Raw genomic sequence first — 15,368 nt, forward strand, 5'->3', positions numbered from 1 at the left:
CCGACGACGACGACGCCAGATGGAGGAATTCGCACAACTGCAACCTTCACTCTTTTGAAACCATGTCAACAAAATTATTCCGGACAGCAGTGCGCCTGCGCGGGAATGACGGCGCATCAGTTTGCGGTCAAAAAGCCTTAACTTAGCGGCATTAGGATCTGACCCCGGATTGCGGGTTGCTGTTTAAGCGGCTGGCAGCTTGGCGATTTGCTCGCGCATTTTCTCCAGCGTGGCGCTGAAGTTGGCGACCCGTTCTTTTTCTTGCGCCACCACTTCCGCCGGCGCGCGCGCCACGAAGCTTTCGTTCGACAGCTTGCCGTTGGCCTTGTTGATCTCGCCTTCCAGGCGGGTGATCTCCTTGGTCAGGCGCTCACGCTCGGCCTTGACGTCGATTTCCACTTTCAGCATCAGCTTGGTGGTGCCGACGATGGCCACGGCGGCCGGCGAATCCGGCAGCGCGTCGACGATCTGCACTTCCGCCAGCTTGGCCAGCGATTGCACGTACGGCGCGAAGCCTTCCATCGCCGCCTTCTCCTCGGCGTTGCCCGGCTCGACGATCAGCGGCACGCGCAGCGACGGCGCCAGTTGCATTTCGCCGCGCAGGTTGCGCGTGGCGTCGGTCAGCGCCTTCAGCTGCTGCATCCAGGCCTCGGCCGATTCGTTGATGTTGGCGGCGTTGGCGATCGGGTACGGTTGCAGCATGATCGAGTCGCCGGTCTTGCCGGCCAGCGGCGCGACGGCTTGCCACAGCGCCTCGGTCACGAACGGAATCACCGGATGCGCCAGGCGCAGCACCACTTCCAGCACGCGCAGCAGGGTGTGGCGGGTGGCGCGCTGCTGCCCTTCGGTGCCGCTTTGCACCTGGACCTTGGCCACTTCCAGATACCAGTCGCAGTACTCGTCCCACACGAACTTGTAGATGGTCGAGGCGATGTTGTCGAAGCGGTAGTCTTCGAAGCCCTTGGCCACGTCCAGCTCGGCCTTTTGCAGCAGCGAGATGATCCACTTGTCGGCGTTCGACAGGTCGGCTTCGGATGCCGAGCAGTCTTTGCCTTCGGTGTTCATCATCACGAAGCGGGTGGCGTTCCACATCTTGTTGCAGAAGTTGCGGTAACCCTCGCAGCGGCCCAGGTCGAAGTTGATGTTGCGGCCCAGCGAGGCGTACGACGCCATGGTGAAGCGCACGGCGTCGGTGCCGTAGGCGGCGATCCCTTCCGGGAATTCCTTGCGCGTGGCCTTGGCGATTTTCTCGGCGGCTTTCGGGTTCATCAGGCCGGTGGTGCGTTTTTCCACCAGCGCGTCGACGCCGATGCCGTCGATCAGGTCGATTGGGTCCAGCGTGTTGCCCTTGGACTTGGACATCTTCTGGCCCTGTGAGTCGCGCACCAGGCCGTGCACGTACACGGTTTCGAACGGCACCTTGCCGGTGAAGTGCGCAGTCATCATGACCATGCGCGCCACCCAGAAGAAGATGATGTCAAAGCCGGTCACCAGCACCGACGATGGCAGGAAGGCCTTGATGTCCGGCGTTTCTTCCGGCCAGCCCAGGGTCGAGAACGGCACCAGCGCGGACGAGAACCAGGTGTCCAGCACGTCGTTGTCGCGGCGCAGCGGCGCGGTGATGCCCTTGGCAGCGGCTTGCGCCTTGGCTTCCTCCTCGGTGCGGGCGACGAAGATGTTGCCGGCGTCGTCATACCAGGCCGGGATCTGGTGGCCCCACCACAGCTGGCGCGAGATGCACCAGTCCTGGATGTTGTTCAGCCACTGGTTGTAGGTGGTGGTCCAGTTCTCCGGCACGAATTTGATTTCGCCCGACGACACTTTTTCCAGCGCCACCTCGGCGATCGATTTGCCCGGGTTGAACGTGCCTTCCGGCGCCGGCTGGCTCATGGCGACGAACCACTGGTCGGTCAGCATCGGCTCGATGACCACGCCGGTACGGTCGCCGCGCGGCACCATCAGCTTGTGCTTCTTGACTTCTTCCAGCAGGCCTTGGGCTTCCAGGTCGGCCACGATTTTTTTGCGGGCTTCAAAGCGGTCCAGGCCGCGGTAGGCTTCCGGCGCGTCGTCGACGATCTTCGCATCCAGCGTCAGGATCGACGGCATGGCCAGCTTGTGGCGTTGACCGACGGCGTAGTCGTTGAAGTCGTGCGCCGGGGTGATCTTCACGCAGCCGGTGCCGAAGGCCTTGTCGACGTATTCGTCGGCGATGATCGGGATTTCGCGGCCGACCAGCGGCAGCGTCAGCATCTTGCCGACCAGCGGCTGATAGCGCTCGTCGGTCGGGTCCACGGCCACGGCGACGTCGCCCAGCATGGTTTCAGGACGGGTGGTGGCCACGGTCAGGTGGCCGCTGCCGTCGGCCAGCGGGTACTTGATGTACCACATCGAGCCGTCTTCCTCTTCCGACACCACTTCCAGGTCGGAGACGGCGGTGCCCAGCACCGGGTCCCAGTTGACCAGGCGCTTGCCGCGGTAGATCAGGCCCTGCTCGTGCAGGCGCACGAACACTTCGGTGACGACCTTGGAGCGCTCCGCGTCCATGGTGAAGTATTCGCGTTTCCAGTCAGGGGAAGCGCCCAGGCGGCGCATCTGGCCGGTGATGGTGGAGCCGGATTTCTCCTTCCACTCCCAGACTTTTTCAATGAATTTTTCGCGGCCGAGGTCATGGCGCGAGACTTTCTGCGCGTCCAACTGGCGTTCCACCACGATCTGGGTGGCGATGCCGGCGTGGTCGGTACCGGGAATCCAGGCGGTGTTGTGGCCCAGCATGCGGTGGTAGCGGGTCAGGCCATCCATGATGGTCTGGTTGAAGGCATGGCCCATGTGCAGGGTGCCGGTGACGTTCGGCGGCGGCAGCTGGATGCTGAAAGAAGGTTTGCCGGCGTCGAGGGTGGCGGTGTAGTAACCGCGCGCCTCCCACTCGCTGCGCCAGAACTGTTCAATGTCGGCAGGCTCGAAAGACTTGGCTAATTCCATGATATGGCAGATTTAATTTGCGAAAACAGCCATTATAGATGACGCGGCCCCTGCTGCGCATTATTGTGGCAGCTACAATGGGCCTAACACGCAGGAGGATTCCATGGGCATGACCGTAGCCGAAATAGAGGAAAGTATCAAAACATTAAGCTTGGCGGATAAGCAGCGCATCCTTGATGCCTTGAGCCGCGAGCTGGCTGATGCCCGCCACGCCATGACATTGGAAGGGCTGGATGATGTCGATGCGGGTCGGTTTGTGGACCAGCAGGATGTCAAGAAGTGGGCCGACAGCCTAGGGACCAACGCGCCGCTGCCCCGGCCGTGAGCCATGGATATCTTCTGGACCAGCAAGGCGCTGTCCGATCTTGATCGATTGCACGATTTTCTGGCATTGATCGACCACCACGCTGCCGCGAGCGCCGTCCGCGCGTTAGTATCTGCTCCTGACCTACTGCCCGCCAATCCGAGGATAGGCGAGTTACTGGATGAATTTTTACCCAAGGAGGTGCGCCGCATTTTGGTGCGCCAATATGAAATCCGCTACGAGATAAAAGATACGGCGATTTACATTTTGCGTGTGTGGCACACGCGGGAGCATCGCTGACAGGAGAAAAAATATGCCCAGCTTTGAAACGCTTGCCTTGAGTATCGAGGACCATGTTGCGACGGTGCGCTTGAATCGGCCGGAGAAGTTGAACGCGATGAATGCGGCGATGTGGAACGATATCCGTGCCGCGTTCCGCTATATCGACGAGACGCCGGAGATCCGCGTCGCCATTCTGGAGGGGGAGGGCAAGGCCTTCACCGCCGGCATCGATTTGCAGATGATGATGGGCGTCGGCGCGCAGGTGCGCGATGAGTGCGACGGCCGCACGCGCGAGAAGCTGCGCCGCGTGATCCTTGATTTGCAGGATACCCTCACCAGTCTGGAACGCTGCCGCAAGCCGGTGCTGGCCGCCGTGCATGGCGCCTGCGTCGGCGGCGGCATCGATTTGATCTGCTGCGCCGACATGCGCTATTGCTCGTCCGACGCCTGGTTCAGCATCAAGGAGATCGACATCGGCATGGTGGCCGATGTGGGCACACTGCAACGTCTGCCGCGCCTGATCGGCGAGGGCATGGCGCGCGAGTTGGCCTACACAGCCCGCAAGTTCGACGGCGCCGAGGCCAGGGAGATGGGCTTTGTGAACCGCGTGTTCGAATCGCCTGAGGCGTTGCGTGCAGGCGTGCGCGAAATCGCCGCGACGATTGCGGCCAAGTCACCGTTGTCTGTGCGCGGCACCAAGGAGATGATCACCTACGCCCGCGACCACTCGGTGGCGGACGGCCTGAACTACGTCGCCACCTGGAACGCCGCCATGCTGATGTCCGCTGACCTGCAAGCGGCCATGATGGCAGGCGTGAGCAAGTCCACCCCTCAGTTCAAGGACTGACGCATCGCTTGCATCTTCTGGCAAGGCGCCGTTGCCGCATGCGCGACGGCAGCGGCGCCCTGGGCTTAGCCCTTACTTGCCGCAGCCGAGCGAGAGGATGCGGTCATAGGCCGCCTTGGCCTGCACCAGGCCGTAGCCGAACTTGTCGTCACGGCCGGCCGCGCCCAGGTCTTGCGCGCTCTTGTCGAGCGAAACGCGGACCTGGCTGCCGGTGCAGCTTGGGAAGTAGCTCCACACCAGCGCCGCCACGCCCGACACATGCGGCGTCGCCATCGAGGTGCCGTCGTAGTAGGCGTAGTTGGTGGCCGTGACGCTCAGGGTGGCGCTCTGGCCCAGCTGGTTCTTCATGGCCGCGCCCTCGGTGTCGGAGGCGGTGACCGACGGGATGGTGGTGACGGTCGTGCCCAGCGTGCCGCCGAAGCCGCCGGGGGCGTTGTTGTAGACCACGGCGCCGACGCCGCCACTGTTCTGGCAGTTGCTGACCTTGGTGGCGAAATCGATGCTGCCGCGCGCGATCAGGCACACCTTGCCGGCCACGGCGCTGTTGACGGCATCGCCCAGCCCGAAATCGGCCAGCGGCGCGGTGACGGTCTTCTTGGGCGAGCCTTCCATGCCGCCGGGCGCGTACACCGTGTTGCCCACTTTCAGCGCCGAGTTCGAGCCTGCGCCCATGGGCACGGTCGACAGGACGTTGACGCCGGGCGCGGCCAGCTCCACCTTGCTGTTGTATTGCGAGAAGGTCGCCCATTGCTTGAATTCGTCCAGCGCGCCGACCGACAACACGCTGGCGTAGCCGGCCGGGTAGGAGATGGCCGTGGTGCCGTCGTTGCCGGCGGCGGCCACCGACAGGATGCCCTTGGCTTCCAGCGCCGCGAAGGCGCGGTCCTCGGTCCGGCTCGACGCCGCGCCACCGAGCGACATGCTGATGACGTTGGCCCCGGCCGCGCCGCAATTGTTGGCGGCCTTGGCCAGGGAGGAGGAATAGGCCCAGCCATCGGCGCCAAACACCTTCACGATGTAGAGCTTGATCTTGCGGTTCGGATTGATGCCGACCACGCCGGTGTCATAGTTGTTGATGGCGGCAATGGTGCCGGCCACATGGGTGCCGTGATGGTTTTCGTCGGTGTACCACCAGCCGGTGCCGCGGTCGTACACGCCGTTGGCGTTGTTGGCGTTCAGGTCCTCATGCGCGCGGTCGTAGCCGGAATCGATGATGCAGACGGTGCGGTTGCTGGCGTTGCTGTCGGATAACTGGTCAGCCTGCACCATCTTGATGCCGTAGGGGACCAGTTGGCCGCTGAGGTAGGGCGCGGCCGAGGGCGTGGTGGCGCTGAGCGGATAACGCTTGACGTCCGGCTCCACGTACAGCACGTTGGGATTGTGCTGCAGCCCCTTGAGGGCATTGGTCGGCACCTCGATGGCCATGGCGTCCATGCCGTCGATCTCCAGCATGACCGCGCCGTGCGCCGCGCCCACCGCCGCCTTGATGTTGGCGGCCGCCCCGGGCTGGAAGGCAACGATGACGCGTTGCTTGTCCTGCGCGGCGTGGCTGGCGCCCACGGCGGCCAGCAAGGCGGCGCCGATGATCAGTTTCGTCTTCATGTGTGTCTCCATGTTGTATAGGTTGTTGTATTGCCAGATTACTCCCGGCCATGGAGCACCGGCAATCGTGCTCAACACAAACGTGGTTTTTTTGCTGGAGGCGCAAAAAAAAGGACGCCGCGGCGTCCTTTTTGCGATCCCTGAAGCTCGGGGCTTGAGGGTAACGCCGCTAAATTAAGAGCCGTCATTAGGGCTTGAGGGTGAAATTGATATTGGCCTGGTTCTGCGCCGAAATATCGACCACCGGCGTGCTGAGCGTGGTGTAGCCGCTGGCGGACGCCTCCACCAGATACTTGCCGGCGCCCGGCAGCACCGTGCTGGCGGTGCTGAACCGCAGCGGCAAGGTGGCGCTGTATGGCGCGTATTGCGGCGCTTTGACGGGCAGCCCGCTCAGCGTGTAGTTGCCGCTGTCGAGGTCGGCGCCCCGGTACTTGATGGTGACCACCGGGCCGGCCGCGAAGCTTTGCTTGGCGGACACGTAGGCGGCGGCCGTGGTGCTGGCCGGCGCCAGCGTGACGGCGCCGGCGATGCTGCCGGTGGTCGATGCCGGCAGGGTGATCGGCGCGGCGGCGGTGCTGATCGGCACCATGGCCGAGGTGCTGGTGACCGGCACCGCGCCCACCACGGCGGCGGCGCTGGCGTCGGCCGTGATCACCACATCATAGTTACCCAGCGGCAGACGGGTCAGGGCAAATTCGCCGGTGCTCGGGTTGGGGGCGGTGGCGCTCACCACCACGCCGTTCTGCTGGGCCGACACCATCACATGATTGGCCAGCAAGGCGGTGCTGACGTAGCCGCTGATGCCGTTCAGGGTGAAGGGAATGACCTTGACCACCGGCTTCAGCGCGTATTTGCCGTTGCCTTTGGTGACCACCGATTTGCAGGCGTCGAAGTCCAGCACCAGGTCCACGCGCTGGCCGGCGGCCACGTCGAATTCGTTCACCAGCTTGATGCCGCTCTGCACCGCGCTGGGCGTGTCCAGCGTTTGCTCGGTCGTGCTGCCGCTCGGCACCACGGAGTTGGCCAGGCCGTTGCCGGTGTTGCCGTCCAGGACCAGGCGCAGTTGCGAATAGTGGCCGGCGCTGAGCGACGTCTGGCCGAGGGCGTCGAGGGTGCCGTTGTTGAGCGCGAGCAGGTTGATCTTGCGCGCCGGGTTGAGGGTGATGTCGGTCCAGCCGCTGTCGGTCTCGGCCGCGCTGGCGCTCTGGTGCACCCGCACCTTGCTCACGGTGACGTTGACCGCGTCGAACCCGCAAGCCGGGGCGTCGGTCACGGACACCCCCAAGGTGCCGGTGGATGGCGCGGCTGGCGCGGAACCGCCGCCGCCACCGCCGCAGGCGCTCAGTAACGCCGCCGTCAACGCCGCCGTGGCGGCCAGGGAATAGGAGATGTAGGGCTTGCTCATGATGTGCCTCGCTTATGAATATTATTGGGTCGCGGTCTCCACCGCTGAGCTAGATTGTGACTAGCGAGGCGCTATTTTCTATGTGCGGTGACGCACGTAGTAAAGTTTGGTTACATTAATGGAGTGCAATACCGGCAAGCTTGCCTATTCCGCCAGGCGCCAGGTGTTGCGGCCGGCGGCCTTGGCTTCATACAGCGCCACGTCGGCGCGTTTGTAGAGTTGTTCGTGGCTGTCGCCCTGGCGGTGGCTGGCGGCGCCGACGCTGGCGCTGATCTCGATCACGTCCGCGCCGTGCGCCAGCGGCGCGGCCAGGTTGCTCAGGATGCGGGCGCACACGGCGGCCGGCGTGCCGCTCTCCAGCGGCTGGTGCAGCAGCACCGCGAACTCGTCGCCGCCGAGCCGGTAGGCGCGGTCCGACTCGCGCACCGCCGCCCGCAGCCGCTCGGCGGCCGCCACCAGCAGGGCGTCGCCGGCGTCGTGGCCCAGGCTGTCGTTGATCTGCTTGAAGTGGTCGAGGTCGATCAGCAGCAGGGTGAAGGCGGCGCCGCCGCGCTCGGCCTGCGCCACCAGGTGGCGCAGCTCGTCGTTGAACAGGCGGCGGTTGGCCAGGCCGGTCAGCGGGTCGCCGTAGGCCAGCGTCTCCAGCTGCGACTGGATGGTGCGCAGCTCGGCGGTGCGCGCCTGCACCATGCCTTCGAGCTCGCGCTGGCGCCGGCGCAGGTAGGCGGTGCGCGCGTGCAGCAGGCCGGCGGCCAGCAGGATCACGAGCACGAACATCGCCAGGCGCGCCAGCGGATGCTGGTGCCACGCCGGCAGCACCCGCACCGGCACCGCGATCGGCGCCGACCAGTCGCCATGGCGGTTGGTGCCGCGCAGTTGCAGCAGGTAGTCGCCCGGCGGCAGGTTGTTGTAGCTGGCGCGGCGCGCGCCGGCGTCGGTTTCCACCCAGTTGGAGTCGAAGCCCTTGAGCTGGTAGGCGTAGCGGTTGCGCTCCGGGGTGGCGTAGTCGAGCGCGGCGAACTCCAGCGAGAAGCCGCGCTCGCGCGCGGCCGGCGGCACCGTCACCGGCGGCGCCTTGGCGCCCAGGCCGGTGTTGTAGACGGCGGCCGGGATCTCCTTGTCGTTGAGCAGCAGGCGCGTGACCACCATCGGCGGCGCGTAGTGCGACACGCTCAGCGCCTGCGGCTTGACCACGCTGACCCCGGACAGGCCGCCGAACACCAGTTCGCCCTCGGCGGTGACGGCGCCCGAGTTGGTCCAGTAGGTCGGCACCTGCACGCCGTCGCTGGCGCCCAGCGCGCGGATGGTCAGCGCCTCGGGATCGATGCGGGCCAGGCCGGCGTCGGTGCTGGCCCACAGCATGCCCTCGCGGTCGAGCAGCAGCTTGTTGGCGCCGCTGTCGGGCAGGCCCTGCTGCATGCCGAGCCGGCGGAAGCGGCGCCGGCCGTCCGGGTCGGTGCGCTCCAGCATGACCACGCCGGTGCCGAAGTTGGACATCCACAGGCGGCCGCGGCGATCGAGCGCCAGCGAGGACACGTAGCCCGGCGGCAGCCGGTCGGGCACCGCCAGTTCGGTCGGGATGCGCTCGACCGCGTCCGGGCCGAGCCGCGCCAGCCCGCCGCGCGTGCCGACCCAGACGTCGTCGCCGACCGGCAGCACGGCGGTCACGCGCGGGTCGCCCAGTTGCTGGTCCTCGTGGCGCAGCAGGCGCGGCGCGCCGGCGGCCGGCAGCGCCAGCGCCCACAGGCCGTCCAGCCCGCCGACCCACAGCGTGCGCCCGTCCAGCGCCAGCGCCCAGACTTCCTCCTCCTCGCCGCGCGTGGGCACCACCACGCGCCGCGGGTGGCGGCCGTCGGCGCCGGTGCGGTACAGGCCGTGCTGGGTGCCGATGTAGACCTCGCCGTCCGGCCCCGGCGCCATCGCCAGCACACGGCCCGGCGGCAGGCCGGCGGCGGTGGTCAGGCGGCCGGTGTGGCCGCGGTAGGGATCCATGATCTCGATGCCGCCGCTGGTGTTGCTGAGCCAGAGCTGGCCGTCGGGCGCCAGCATCACGCTGGGCACGCTCAGCACGTTGCCGCGGTTGGCCTCGGCGTGGCGGATGGTGGTGATGGCGCGCGGCTGCGGATCGTGCTGGCTGATGCCGGCCATGTAGGAGGTGAAGATGATGCCGCTGCGCTCGCGCAGCATGGCCATGATGTCGTTGTCGGGCAGGCTGTCGGGGGCGTCCGCGCGGTGGCGGATGCGGCGCGTGGTGTTGCTGCGCGCGTCGAGCACGACGATGCCGCCGTTGGCGCCGTTGGTGCCCAGCCAGATCTCGTCCGGCCCGGCCTCGACGATGGCCGAGACGCGCTCCGATTGCAGCGTCGGCTGCGCGCCGCTCTCGCGCACCGCCGCCGCGCCGTGGGCGTCGCCGCCCGGCGCGATGCTGAAGGCGCCGTTGGTGCGGCTGCCGATCCACAGCCGCCCGGCGCTGTCCTTGAGCAGCGCGGTGATCGACAGGCCGGTCTTGCCGCCCAGCGTGATCTGTTGCGCCGGCTGGCCGGGCTTGAGCTGGAACAGGCCGCGGCGGGTGCCGATCCACAGCGTGCCGTCGGCCTCGCGCAGCAGGGTGTCGACGCCGCCGTCCGGCAGGGCGGCGCCGGCCGGGGCCTGGCGGGTGAAGCGGCCGTCGGCGGTCATGTGGTCGAGGCCGCGGCCGGTGGCCAGCCACAGGCCGCCCGCGCCGTCGTCGGCGATGGCGCTCACGCGCGGGTCGCGCAGGCCGTCGCCGCCGGCGCGGTAGCGCACGAAGGCGTCGCGCGTGGCGTCGTAGCGCGCCAGCCCGCCCGAGCTCATGCCGATCCACAGGCGGCCCTGGGGGTCGACGTGCAGGCTCATGATGTAGCTGTCGGGCAAGGCCTCGTCGCGGGCGGCGTCGGCCACGTACTTGACGTGGCGGTTGCCATCCCAGCGCACCAGCCCGGCCTGGGTGCCGATCCACAGGAAGCCCTGGCGGTCCTGGGCCAGGCACACGCCGCTGCTGACGTCGATGTGCATATTGTGCTTGAAGCTGGTGTTCGCCTGGCCGGACCAGCGCTCGCCGTTGGCCGCGTGCAGCGGCCGCGCCAGCATCAGCCAACACAGCAGCAGGCACAGGGCGGCGGCGACGCGCGGCAGGCGCGCCAGGGCGGCGGTGCGAGGGTGAAAATTGCTGTGTGGCATGAAGACACTATACCTGACTAATCTGGCAATCATGTGGGTTTTTTGCTACGGGAACCGGATGCGGGTATAATCGGCGCGCCACCGCCAGGTGGCACACGCTAGGGGTCCTGCCGCGCGCATGCGCGGCGGGTGAGAAATACCCTCCGAACCTGATCTGGATAATGCCAGCGAAGGGAAGCTCAGGATGACGCCGCGCCACCGATCCACCGTGCGCGGGCGGTGGTCCCACCTCCTTTGCTGGCTCCTGTAGCCCAACAAAGGAGCCAAATGAACGCCAATCCGAAATTCATGTCCGCCACCGCCACGGTGGATGAGGCAGCCATCAAGCCACTGCCCAATTCGCGCAAGATCTACGTCGAGGGCAGCCGCCCCGACATCCGCGTGCCGATGCGCGAAATCTCGCAGGCCGACACCCCGGCCTCGTTCGGCTTCGAGGCCAACCCGCCCGTCTTTGTCTATGACACCTCCGGCCCGTACACCGATCCGCAGGCGCACATCGATATCCGCTCCGGCCTGGCCGAGACGCCGCGCCTGCCGTGGATACTGGAGCGCGGCGACACCGAGGAGCTGGACGGCCCGACCTCGGCCTACGGCCAGGCGCGCCTGGCCGATCCGGCGCTGGCGGAGTTGCGCTTCAACCTGCACCGCAAGCCGCGCCGCGCGCGCGCCGGCAGGAACGTCACGCAGATGCACTACGCGCGCCAGGGCATCGTCACGCCGGAGATGGAGTTCGTCGCCATCCGCGAGAACCTGCGCCGCAAGGAATACATCGAGAGCCTGAGGGCGTCCGGTCCCACCGGCCAGCGCCTGGCCGACCTGATGGGCCGCCAGCATCCGGGCCAGGCGTACGGCGCCGGCATCCCGGCCGAGATCACGCCAGAGTTCGTGCGCGACGAGATCGCCCGCGGCCGCGCCATCATCCCCGCCAACATCAACCACCCGGAGGTGGAGCCGATGATCATCGGCCGCAACTTCCTGGTGAAGATCAACGCCAACATCGGCAACTCGGCGGTGACCTCCTCGATCGGCGAGGAGGTGGAGAAGATGACGTGGTCGATCCGCTGGGGCGGCGACACCGTGATGGACCTGTCCACCGGCAAGCACATCCACGAAACGCGCGAGTGGATCATCCGCAACTCGCCGGTGCCGATCGGCACGGTGCCGATCTACCAGGCGCTGGAGAAGGTCAACGGCAAGGCCGAGGACCTGACCTGGGAGATTTTCCGCGACACCCTGATCGAACAGGCGGAGCAGGGCGTCGACTACTTCACCATCCACGCCGGCGTGCTGCTGCGCTACGTGCCGCTGACGGCCAAGCGCATGACGGGCATCGTCTCGCGCGGCGGTTCCATCCTGGCCAAGTGGTGCCTCGCGCATCACAAGGAGAACTTCCTGTACACGCACTTCGAAGAGATTTGCCAGATCATGAAGGCCTACGACGTGTCGTTCTCGCTGGGCGACGGCCTGCGTCCGGGCTCGATCTACGACGCCAACGACGAGGCCCAGCTGGGCGAGCTGAAAACGCTGGGCGAACTCACGCAGATCGCCTGGAAGCACGACGTGCAGGTGATGATCGAAGGCCCGGGCCACGTGCCGATGCAGCTCATCAAGGAGAACATGGACCTGCAGCTGGAGCAGTGCCACGAGGCGCCGTTCTACACGCTGGGGCCGTTGACCACCGACATCGCGCCGGGCTATGACCACATCACCTCCGGCATCGGCGCGGCGCAGATAGGCTGGTACGGCACGGCCATGCTGTGCTACGTCACGCCCAAGGAGCACCTTGGCTTGCCGGACAAGAATGACGTCAAGGACGGCATCATCACCTACAAGATCGCGGCCCACGCCGCCGACCTGGCCAAGGGCCATCCGGGCGCGCAGATCCGCGACAACGCCCTGTCCAAGGCGCGCTTCGAGTTCCGCTGGGAGGACCAGTTCAACCTCGGCCTCGATCCGGACAAGGCGCGCGAGTTCCACGACGAGACGCTGCCGAAGGATTCCGCCAAGGTGGCGCACTTCTGCTCGATGTGCGGCCCGCATTTCTGCTCGATGAAGATCACGCAGGAGGTGCGCCAGTATGCGGAGGAGGGCATGCAGGTGAAGGCGGTGGAGTTCATCAAGAACGGCGCTGAGCTGTACAGCAAGGCGTGAACCATGATCGAGATTGAATTGAACGGCGCGCCGCACCAGGTGCCGCCGCGGCAAACGCTGGACCAGCTGGTCGACGCGCTGGAACTGGGCGGGCAGGCGCTGGCGCTGGCGGTCAACCGCAATGTGGTGCCGCGCCAGCAGTGGCCGCAGCGTGTCCTGCAGGCGCGGGACAAGGTGGATATCGTGCGCGCCATCGGTGGCGGTTAATTGGAGATGACGGATATGAATGATGTGTTGAAAATCGCGGGCAAGGAATACCAATCGCGCCTGCTGGTGGGCAGTGGCAAGTACAAGGATTTGCAGCAGACGCGCGAGGCCACCGACGCCGCCGAAGCCGAGATCATCACGGTGGCGATACGCCGCGTGAACATCGGCCAGGACCCGAAGGCGCCGTCGTTGCTGGATGTGCTGCCGCCTTCGCGCTACACGATACTGCCGAACACGGCCGGCTGCTACACGGCCAGGGACGCGGTCTACACCTTGCAGATGGCGCGCGAGCTGTTGAACGGCCACAAGCTGGTGAAGCTGGAGGTGCTGGGTGACGAGAAGACCCTGTTCCCGAATATGCCGGAAACCCTGGTCGCCGCGCGCGAGCTGGTGAAGGATGGCTTCGACGTGATGGTCTACTGCAGCGACGATCCGATCCAGGCGCGCATGCTGGAGGACATAGGCTGCGTCGCGGTGATGCCGCTGGCGTCGTTGATCGGTTCCGGCATGGGCATCCTGAATCCTTGGAACCTGTCGCTGATCATCGAGCAGGCCAGGGTGCCGGTGCTGGTGGACGCCGGCGTGGGCACGGCGTCCGACGCGGCGATCGCCATGGAGCTCGGTTGCGACGGGGTGCTGATGAACACCGCCATCGCCGGCGCGCAGGACCCGGTGCGCATGGCGCGCGCCATGAAGCTGGGCGTGCAGGCCGGACGCGAGGCTTATCTGGCCGGCCGCATCGCGCGCAAGTTCGCGGCGTCGCCGTCGTCGCCGATGGCGGGCCGGCTCGCATGATCCATCCAGGATCGCCGACAGACGGCCTGGCGGGTAGCGCGGCCGAGACGCGGCCGTGCGTGCTGGTGTTCGCCGGCCTCGATCCGTCCGGCGGCGCCGGGCTGTCGGCGGATTTGCAGGCGGTGGCCGGGCAGGGGGCGCACGCGCTGACCGTCTGCACCGCGCTCACGGTGCAGGACAATGACCGCGTGTACGGCGTGCAGCCGGTGGACGCGGGCATGGTGCTGCGCCAGGCGCGGGCGCTGGTGGACAAGTGCGCCATCGGTGCCGTGAAGATCGGCATCACCGGCAGCGCCGCCAACGCGCTGGCGATCGCGGAGGTGATCCAGCGCCTGCGTGAACGCCAGCCGGGGCTGCCGGTGGTGCTGGACCCGGTGCTGGCCAGCGGCCATGGCGATGTGCTGTCGCGCGATGACGCGGTGACGGCGCTGGCGCCGTTGCTGCCGCTGGCCACCGTGGTCACGCCCAACGGGCCGGAGGCGCGCGCCCTGAGCGACGCCACGCGGCCGGACGCGCAGGCGCACGCCTTGCGCGCGCGCGGCTGCCGCCACGTCTTCATCACCGGCGGCCACGGCGAGGGCGACGACGTGGTCAACCGCTGGTACGGCCCCGGCGCGCCGGCGCCCCTCTCGCCGGCGCTGCTGGCCGGCGGCGGGGCGCTGTCGAATGCGGCCGCGCCGCCGTTGGCCGGCGCGGCCGGCGGGCAGATGGCCGCCGCGCTGCGCGAGTGGCGCTGGCAGCGGCTGGCGGGCGAATTCCACGGCAGCGGCTGCACGCTGGCTTCCGCCATCGCCAGCCAACTGGCGCTCGGCGTGCCGACCGCCGTGGCGCTGGAGAACGCCCAGTTGTACACCTACCACGCGCTGCGCGACGCCTACGCCATCGCCGCCGGCCAGCGCATCCCTTTGCGATAAACAGAAGAGAGCACACCATGCAAGGACTCTACCTCGTCACCCCCAACTGGGACGACACCAGCCGCCTGCTGCAACTGACCGGGCAGGCGCTGCAAGCCGCCCCGGTCGCCTTGCTGCAATACCGTCACAAGGAGGCCGGCGCCGTGTTGCGCCATGAACAGGCCGCCGCGCTGCAGGCCCTGTGCCGCCGCCACCGCGTGCCCTTCATCATCAACGACCATGTCGAGCTGTGCGAGGAGCTCGACGCCGACGGCGTCCACCTGGGCGGCACCGACGCCGAGGTGGCCCAGGTGCGCGCCCGGCTGGGCCGGCGGAAAATCATCGGCGCCTCCTGCTACGGCGAGCTGTCGCGCGCGCTGATGGCGCAGGACGCCGGCGCCAGCTACGTGGCCTTCGGCGGCTTCTATCCGTCGCGCGTCAAGCAGTACGAGGTCAGCACGCCGCCGGACATCCTCGACCGGGCGCGCGACGTGATCCGCGTGCCGACCGTGGTGATCGGCGGCATGACGCCGCACAACGCCGCGCCGCTGGTCGCGCGCGGCGCCCACATGGTGGCCGCCATCAGCAGCGTCTATCAAGCTGATAGTGTGGCGCAGGCGGTAAGGCAATTTCAATCGCTTTTCACGCAGCAATAAAAACGCTTGAAGTACGGGGGGCTTTCAGTCTTATAATGGGGCGTTA

Annotated in this window: 12 protein-coding genes and 1 riboswitch; of the genes, 8 read left to right on the forward strand and 4 right to left on the reverse strand. The window is 67.0% G+C overall.

Annotated features, from left to right (window positions below):
- Positions 1 to 183: 183 nt before the first annotated feature.
- On the reverse strand, positions 184 to 2,979 hold the full coding sequence (locus FHW83_RS09370; protein WP_176646095.1) for a valine--tRNA ligase: 2,796 nt from the start codon (positions 2,977 to 2,979) through the stop codon (positions 184 to 186).
- A 103-nt stretch (positions 2,980 to 3,082) separates the two neighbouring features.
- On the opposite strand from FHW83_RS09370, the gene FHW83_RS09375 reads away from it, so the two are divergent.
- Genes FHW83_RS09375 through FHW83_RS09385 form a run of 3 tightly spaced genes read left to right on the forward strand, consistent with a single transcriptional unit; the run spans position 3,083 to position 4,412 of the window.
- A complete protein-coding gene (locus FHW83_RS09375) occupies positions 3,083 to 3,304 on the forward strand; it encodes a hypothetical protein (protein WP_176646096.1) in 222 nt (73 codons plus the stop codon).
- A gap of 3 nt (positions 3,305 to 3,307) precedes the next feature.
- Positions 3,308 to 3,583: a type II toxin-antitoxin system RelE/ParE family toxin gene (locus FHW83_RS09380; RefSeq protein ID WP_176646097.1), complete on the forward strand. Its 276-nt coding sequence runs from the start codon at positions 3,308 to 3,310 to the stop codon at positions 3,581 to 3,583.
- A gap of 13 nt (positions 3,584 to 3,596) precedes the next feature.
- A complete protein-coding gene (locus tag FHW83_RS09385) occupies positions 3,597 to 4,412 on the forward strand; it encodes a crotonase/enoyl-CoA hydratase family protein (protein WP_176646098.1) in 816 nt (271 codons plus the stop codon).
- Between the two features lie 72 nt (positions 4,413 to 4,484).
- On the opposite strand, the gene FHW83_RS09390 is transcribed toward FHW83_RS09385, so the two are convergent.
- From FHW83_RS09390 to FHW83_RS09400, 3 genes are all read right to left on the reverse strand, one after another.
- A complete protein-coding gene (locus tag FHW83_RS09390; RefSeq protein ID WP_176646099.1) occupies positions 4,485 to 6,014 on the reverse strand; it encodes a S8 family serine peptidase in 1,530 nt (509 codons plus the stop codon).
- A gap of 187 nt (positions 6,015 to 6,201) precedes the next feature.
- The gene (locus FHW83_RS09395; RefSeq protein ID WP_176646100.1) at positions 6,202 to 7,419 is read right to left on the reverse strand and encodes a DUF4382 domain-containing protein; all 1,218 of its coding nucleotides are present in this window, start codon (positions 7,417 to 7,419) and stop codon (positions 6,202 to 6,204) included.
- 144 nt (positions 7,420 to 7,563) lie between these two features.
- Positions 7,564 to 10,620, reverse strand: a complete 3,057-nt coding sequence (locus FHW83_RS09400; protein WP_176646101.1) for a ligand-binding sensor domain-containing diguanylate cyclase — start codon at positions 10,618 to 10,620, stop codon at positions 7,564 to 7,566.
- 90 nt (positions 10,621 to 10,710) lie between these two features.
- Positions 10,711 to 10,813, forward strand: a riboswitch (TPP riboswitch).
- A 74-nt stretch (positions 10,814 to 10,887) separates the two neighbouring features.
- Between FHW83_RS09400 and thiC the strand changes: the two genes are divergently transcribed.
- The 5 genes from thiC to thiE are packed head-to-tail and all read left to right on the forward strand — an operon-like array spanning position 10,888 to position 15,322.
- Positions 10,888 to 12,771, forward strand: coding sequence for a phosphomethylpyrimidine synthase ThiC (thiC, locus tag FHW83_RS09405; protein ID WP_176646102.1), 1,884 nt, complete (start codon positions 10,888 to 10,890; stop codon positions 12,769 to 12,771).
- A 3-nt stretch (positions 12,772 to 12,774) separates the two neighbouring features.
- The gene (gene thiS / locus FHW83_RS09410; protein WP_176646103.1) at positions 12,775 to 12,978 is read left to right on the forward strand and encodes a sulfur carrier protein ThiS; all 204 of its coding nucleotides are present in this window, start codon (positions 12,775 to 12,777) and stop codon (positions 12,976 to 12,978) included.
- 6 nt (positions 12,979 to 12,984) lie between these two features.
- A complete protein-coding gene (locus tag FHW83_RS09415) occupies positions 12,985 to 13,773 on the forward strand; it encodes a thiazole synthase (RefSeq protein WP_373997188.1) in 789 nt (262 codons plus the stop codon).
- A complete protein-coding gene (locus FHW83_RS09420) occupies positions 13,770 to 14,687 on the forward strand; it encodes a hydroxymethylpyrimidine/phosphomethylpyrimidine kinase (protein WP_176646105.1) in 918 nt (305 codons plus the stop codon). Before FHW83_RS09415 ends, FHW83_RS09420 begins: the two co-directional genes overlap by 4 nt.
- A gap of 17 nt (positions 14,688 to 14,704) precedes the next feature.
- The gene (gene thiE / locus FHW83_RS09425) at positions 14,705 to 15,322 is read left to right on the forward strand and encodes a thiamine phosphate synthase (protein WP_176646106.1); all 618 of its coding nucleotides are present in this window, start codon (positions 14,705 to 14,707) and stop codon (positions 15,320 to 15,322) included.
- Positions 15,323 to 15,368 lie beyond the last annotated feature (46 nt).

This window comes from Duganella sp. SG902 (assembly GCF_013376005.1).
Classification (GTDB): Bacteria; Pseudomonadota; Gammaproteobacteria; order Burkholderiales; family Burkholderiaceae_D; genus Rugamonas.

What these genes read in the sequence shown, in the direction of transcription:
- FHW83_RS09370 (WP_176646095.1), bottom strand. Translation starts at nt 2,979, where the DNA reads ATGGAATTAGCCAAGTCTTTCGAGCCTGCCGACATTGAACAGTTCTGG.
- FHW83_RS09375 (WP_176646096.1), top strand. Translation starts at nt 3,083, where the DNA reads ATGGGCATGACCGTAGCCGAAATAGAGGAAAGTATCAAAACATTAAGC.
- FHW83_RS09380 (WP_176646097.1), top strand. Translation starts at nt 3,308, where the DNA reads ATGGATATCTTCTGGACCAGCAAGGCGCTGTCCGATCTTGATCGATTG.
- FHW83_RS09385 (WP_176646098.1), top strand. Translation starts at nt 3,597, where the DNA reads ATGCCCAGCTTTGAAACGCTTGCCTTGAGTATCGAGGACCATGTTGCG.
- FHW83_RS09390 (WP_176646099.1), bottom strand. Translation starts at nt 6,014, where the DNA reads ATGAAGACGAAACTGATCATCGGCGCCGCCTTGCTGGCCGCCGTGGGC.
- FHW83_RS09395 (WP_176646100.1), bottom strand. Translation starts at nt 7,419, where the DNA reads ATGAGCAAGCCCTACATCTCCTATTCCCTGGCCGCCACGGCGGCGTTG.
- FHW83_RS09400 (WP_176646101.1), bottom strand. Translation starts at nt 10,620, where the DNA reads ATGCCACACAGCAATTTTCACCCTCGCACCGCCGCCCTGGCGCGCCTG.
- thiC (WP_176646102.1), top strand. Translation starts at nt 10,888, where the DNA reads ATGAACGCCAATCCGAAATTCATGTCCGCCACCGCCACGGTGGATGAG.
- thiS (WP_176646103.1), top strand. Translation starts at nt 12,775, where the DNA reads ATGATCGAGATTGAATTGAACGGCGCGCCGCACCAGGTGCCGCCGCGG.
- FHW83_RS09415 (WP_373997188.1), top strand. Translation starts at nt 12,985, where the DNA reads ATGACGGATATGAATGATGTGTTGAAAATCGCGGGCAAGGAATACCAA.
- FHW83_RS09420 (WP_176646105.1), top strand. Translation starts at nt 13,770, where the DNA reads ATGATCCATCCAGGATCGCCGACAGACGGCCTGGCGGGTAGCGCGGCC.
- thiE (WP_176646106.1), top strand. Translation starts at nt 14,705, where the DNA reads ATGCAAGGACTCTACCTCGTCACCCCCAACTGGGACGACACCAGCCGC.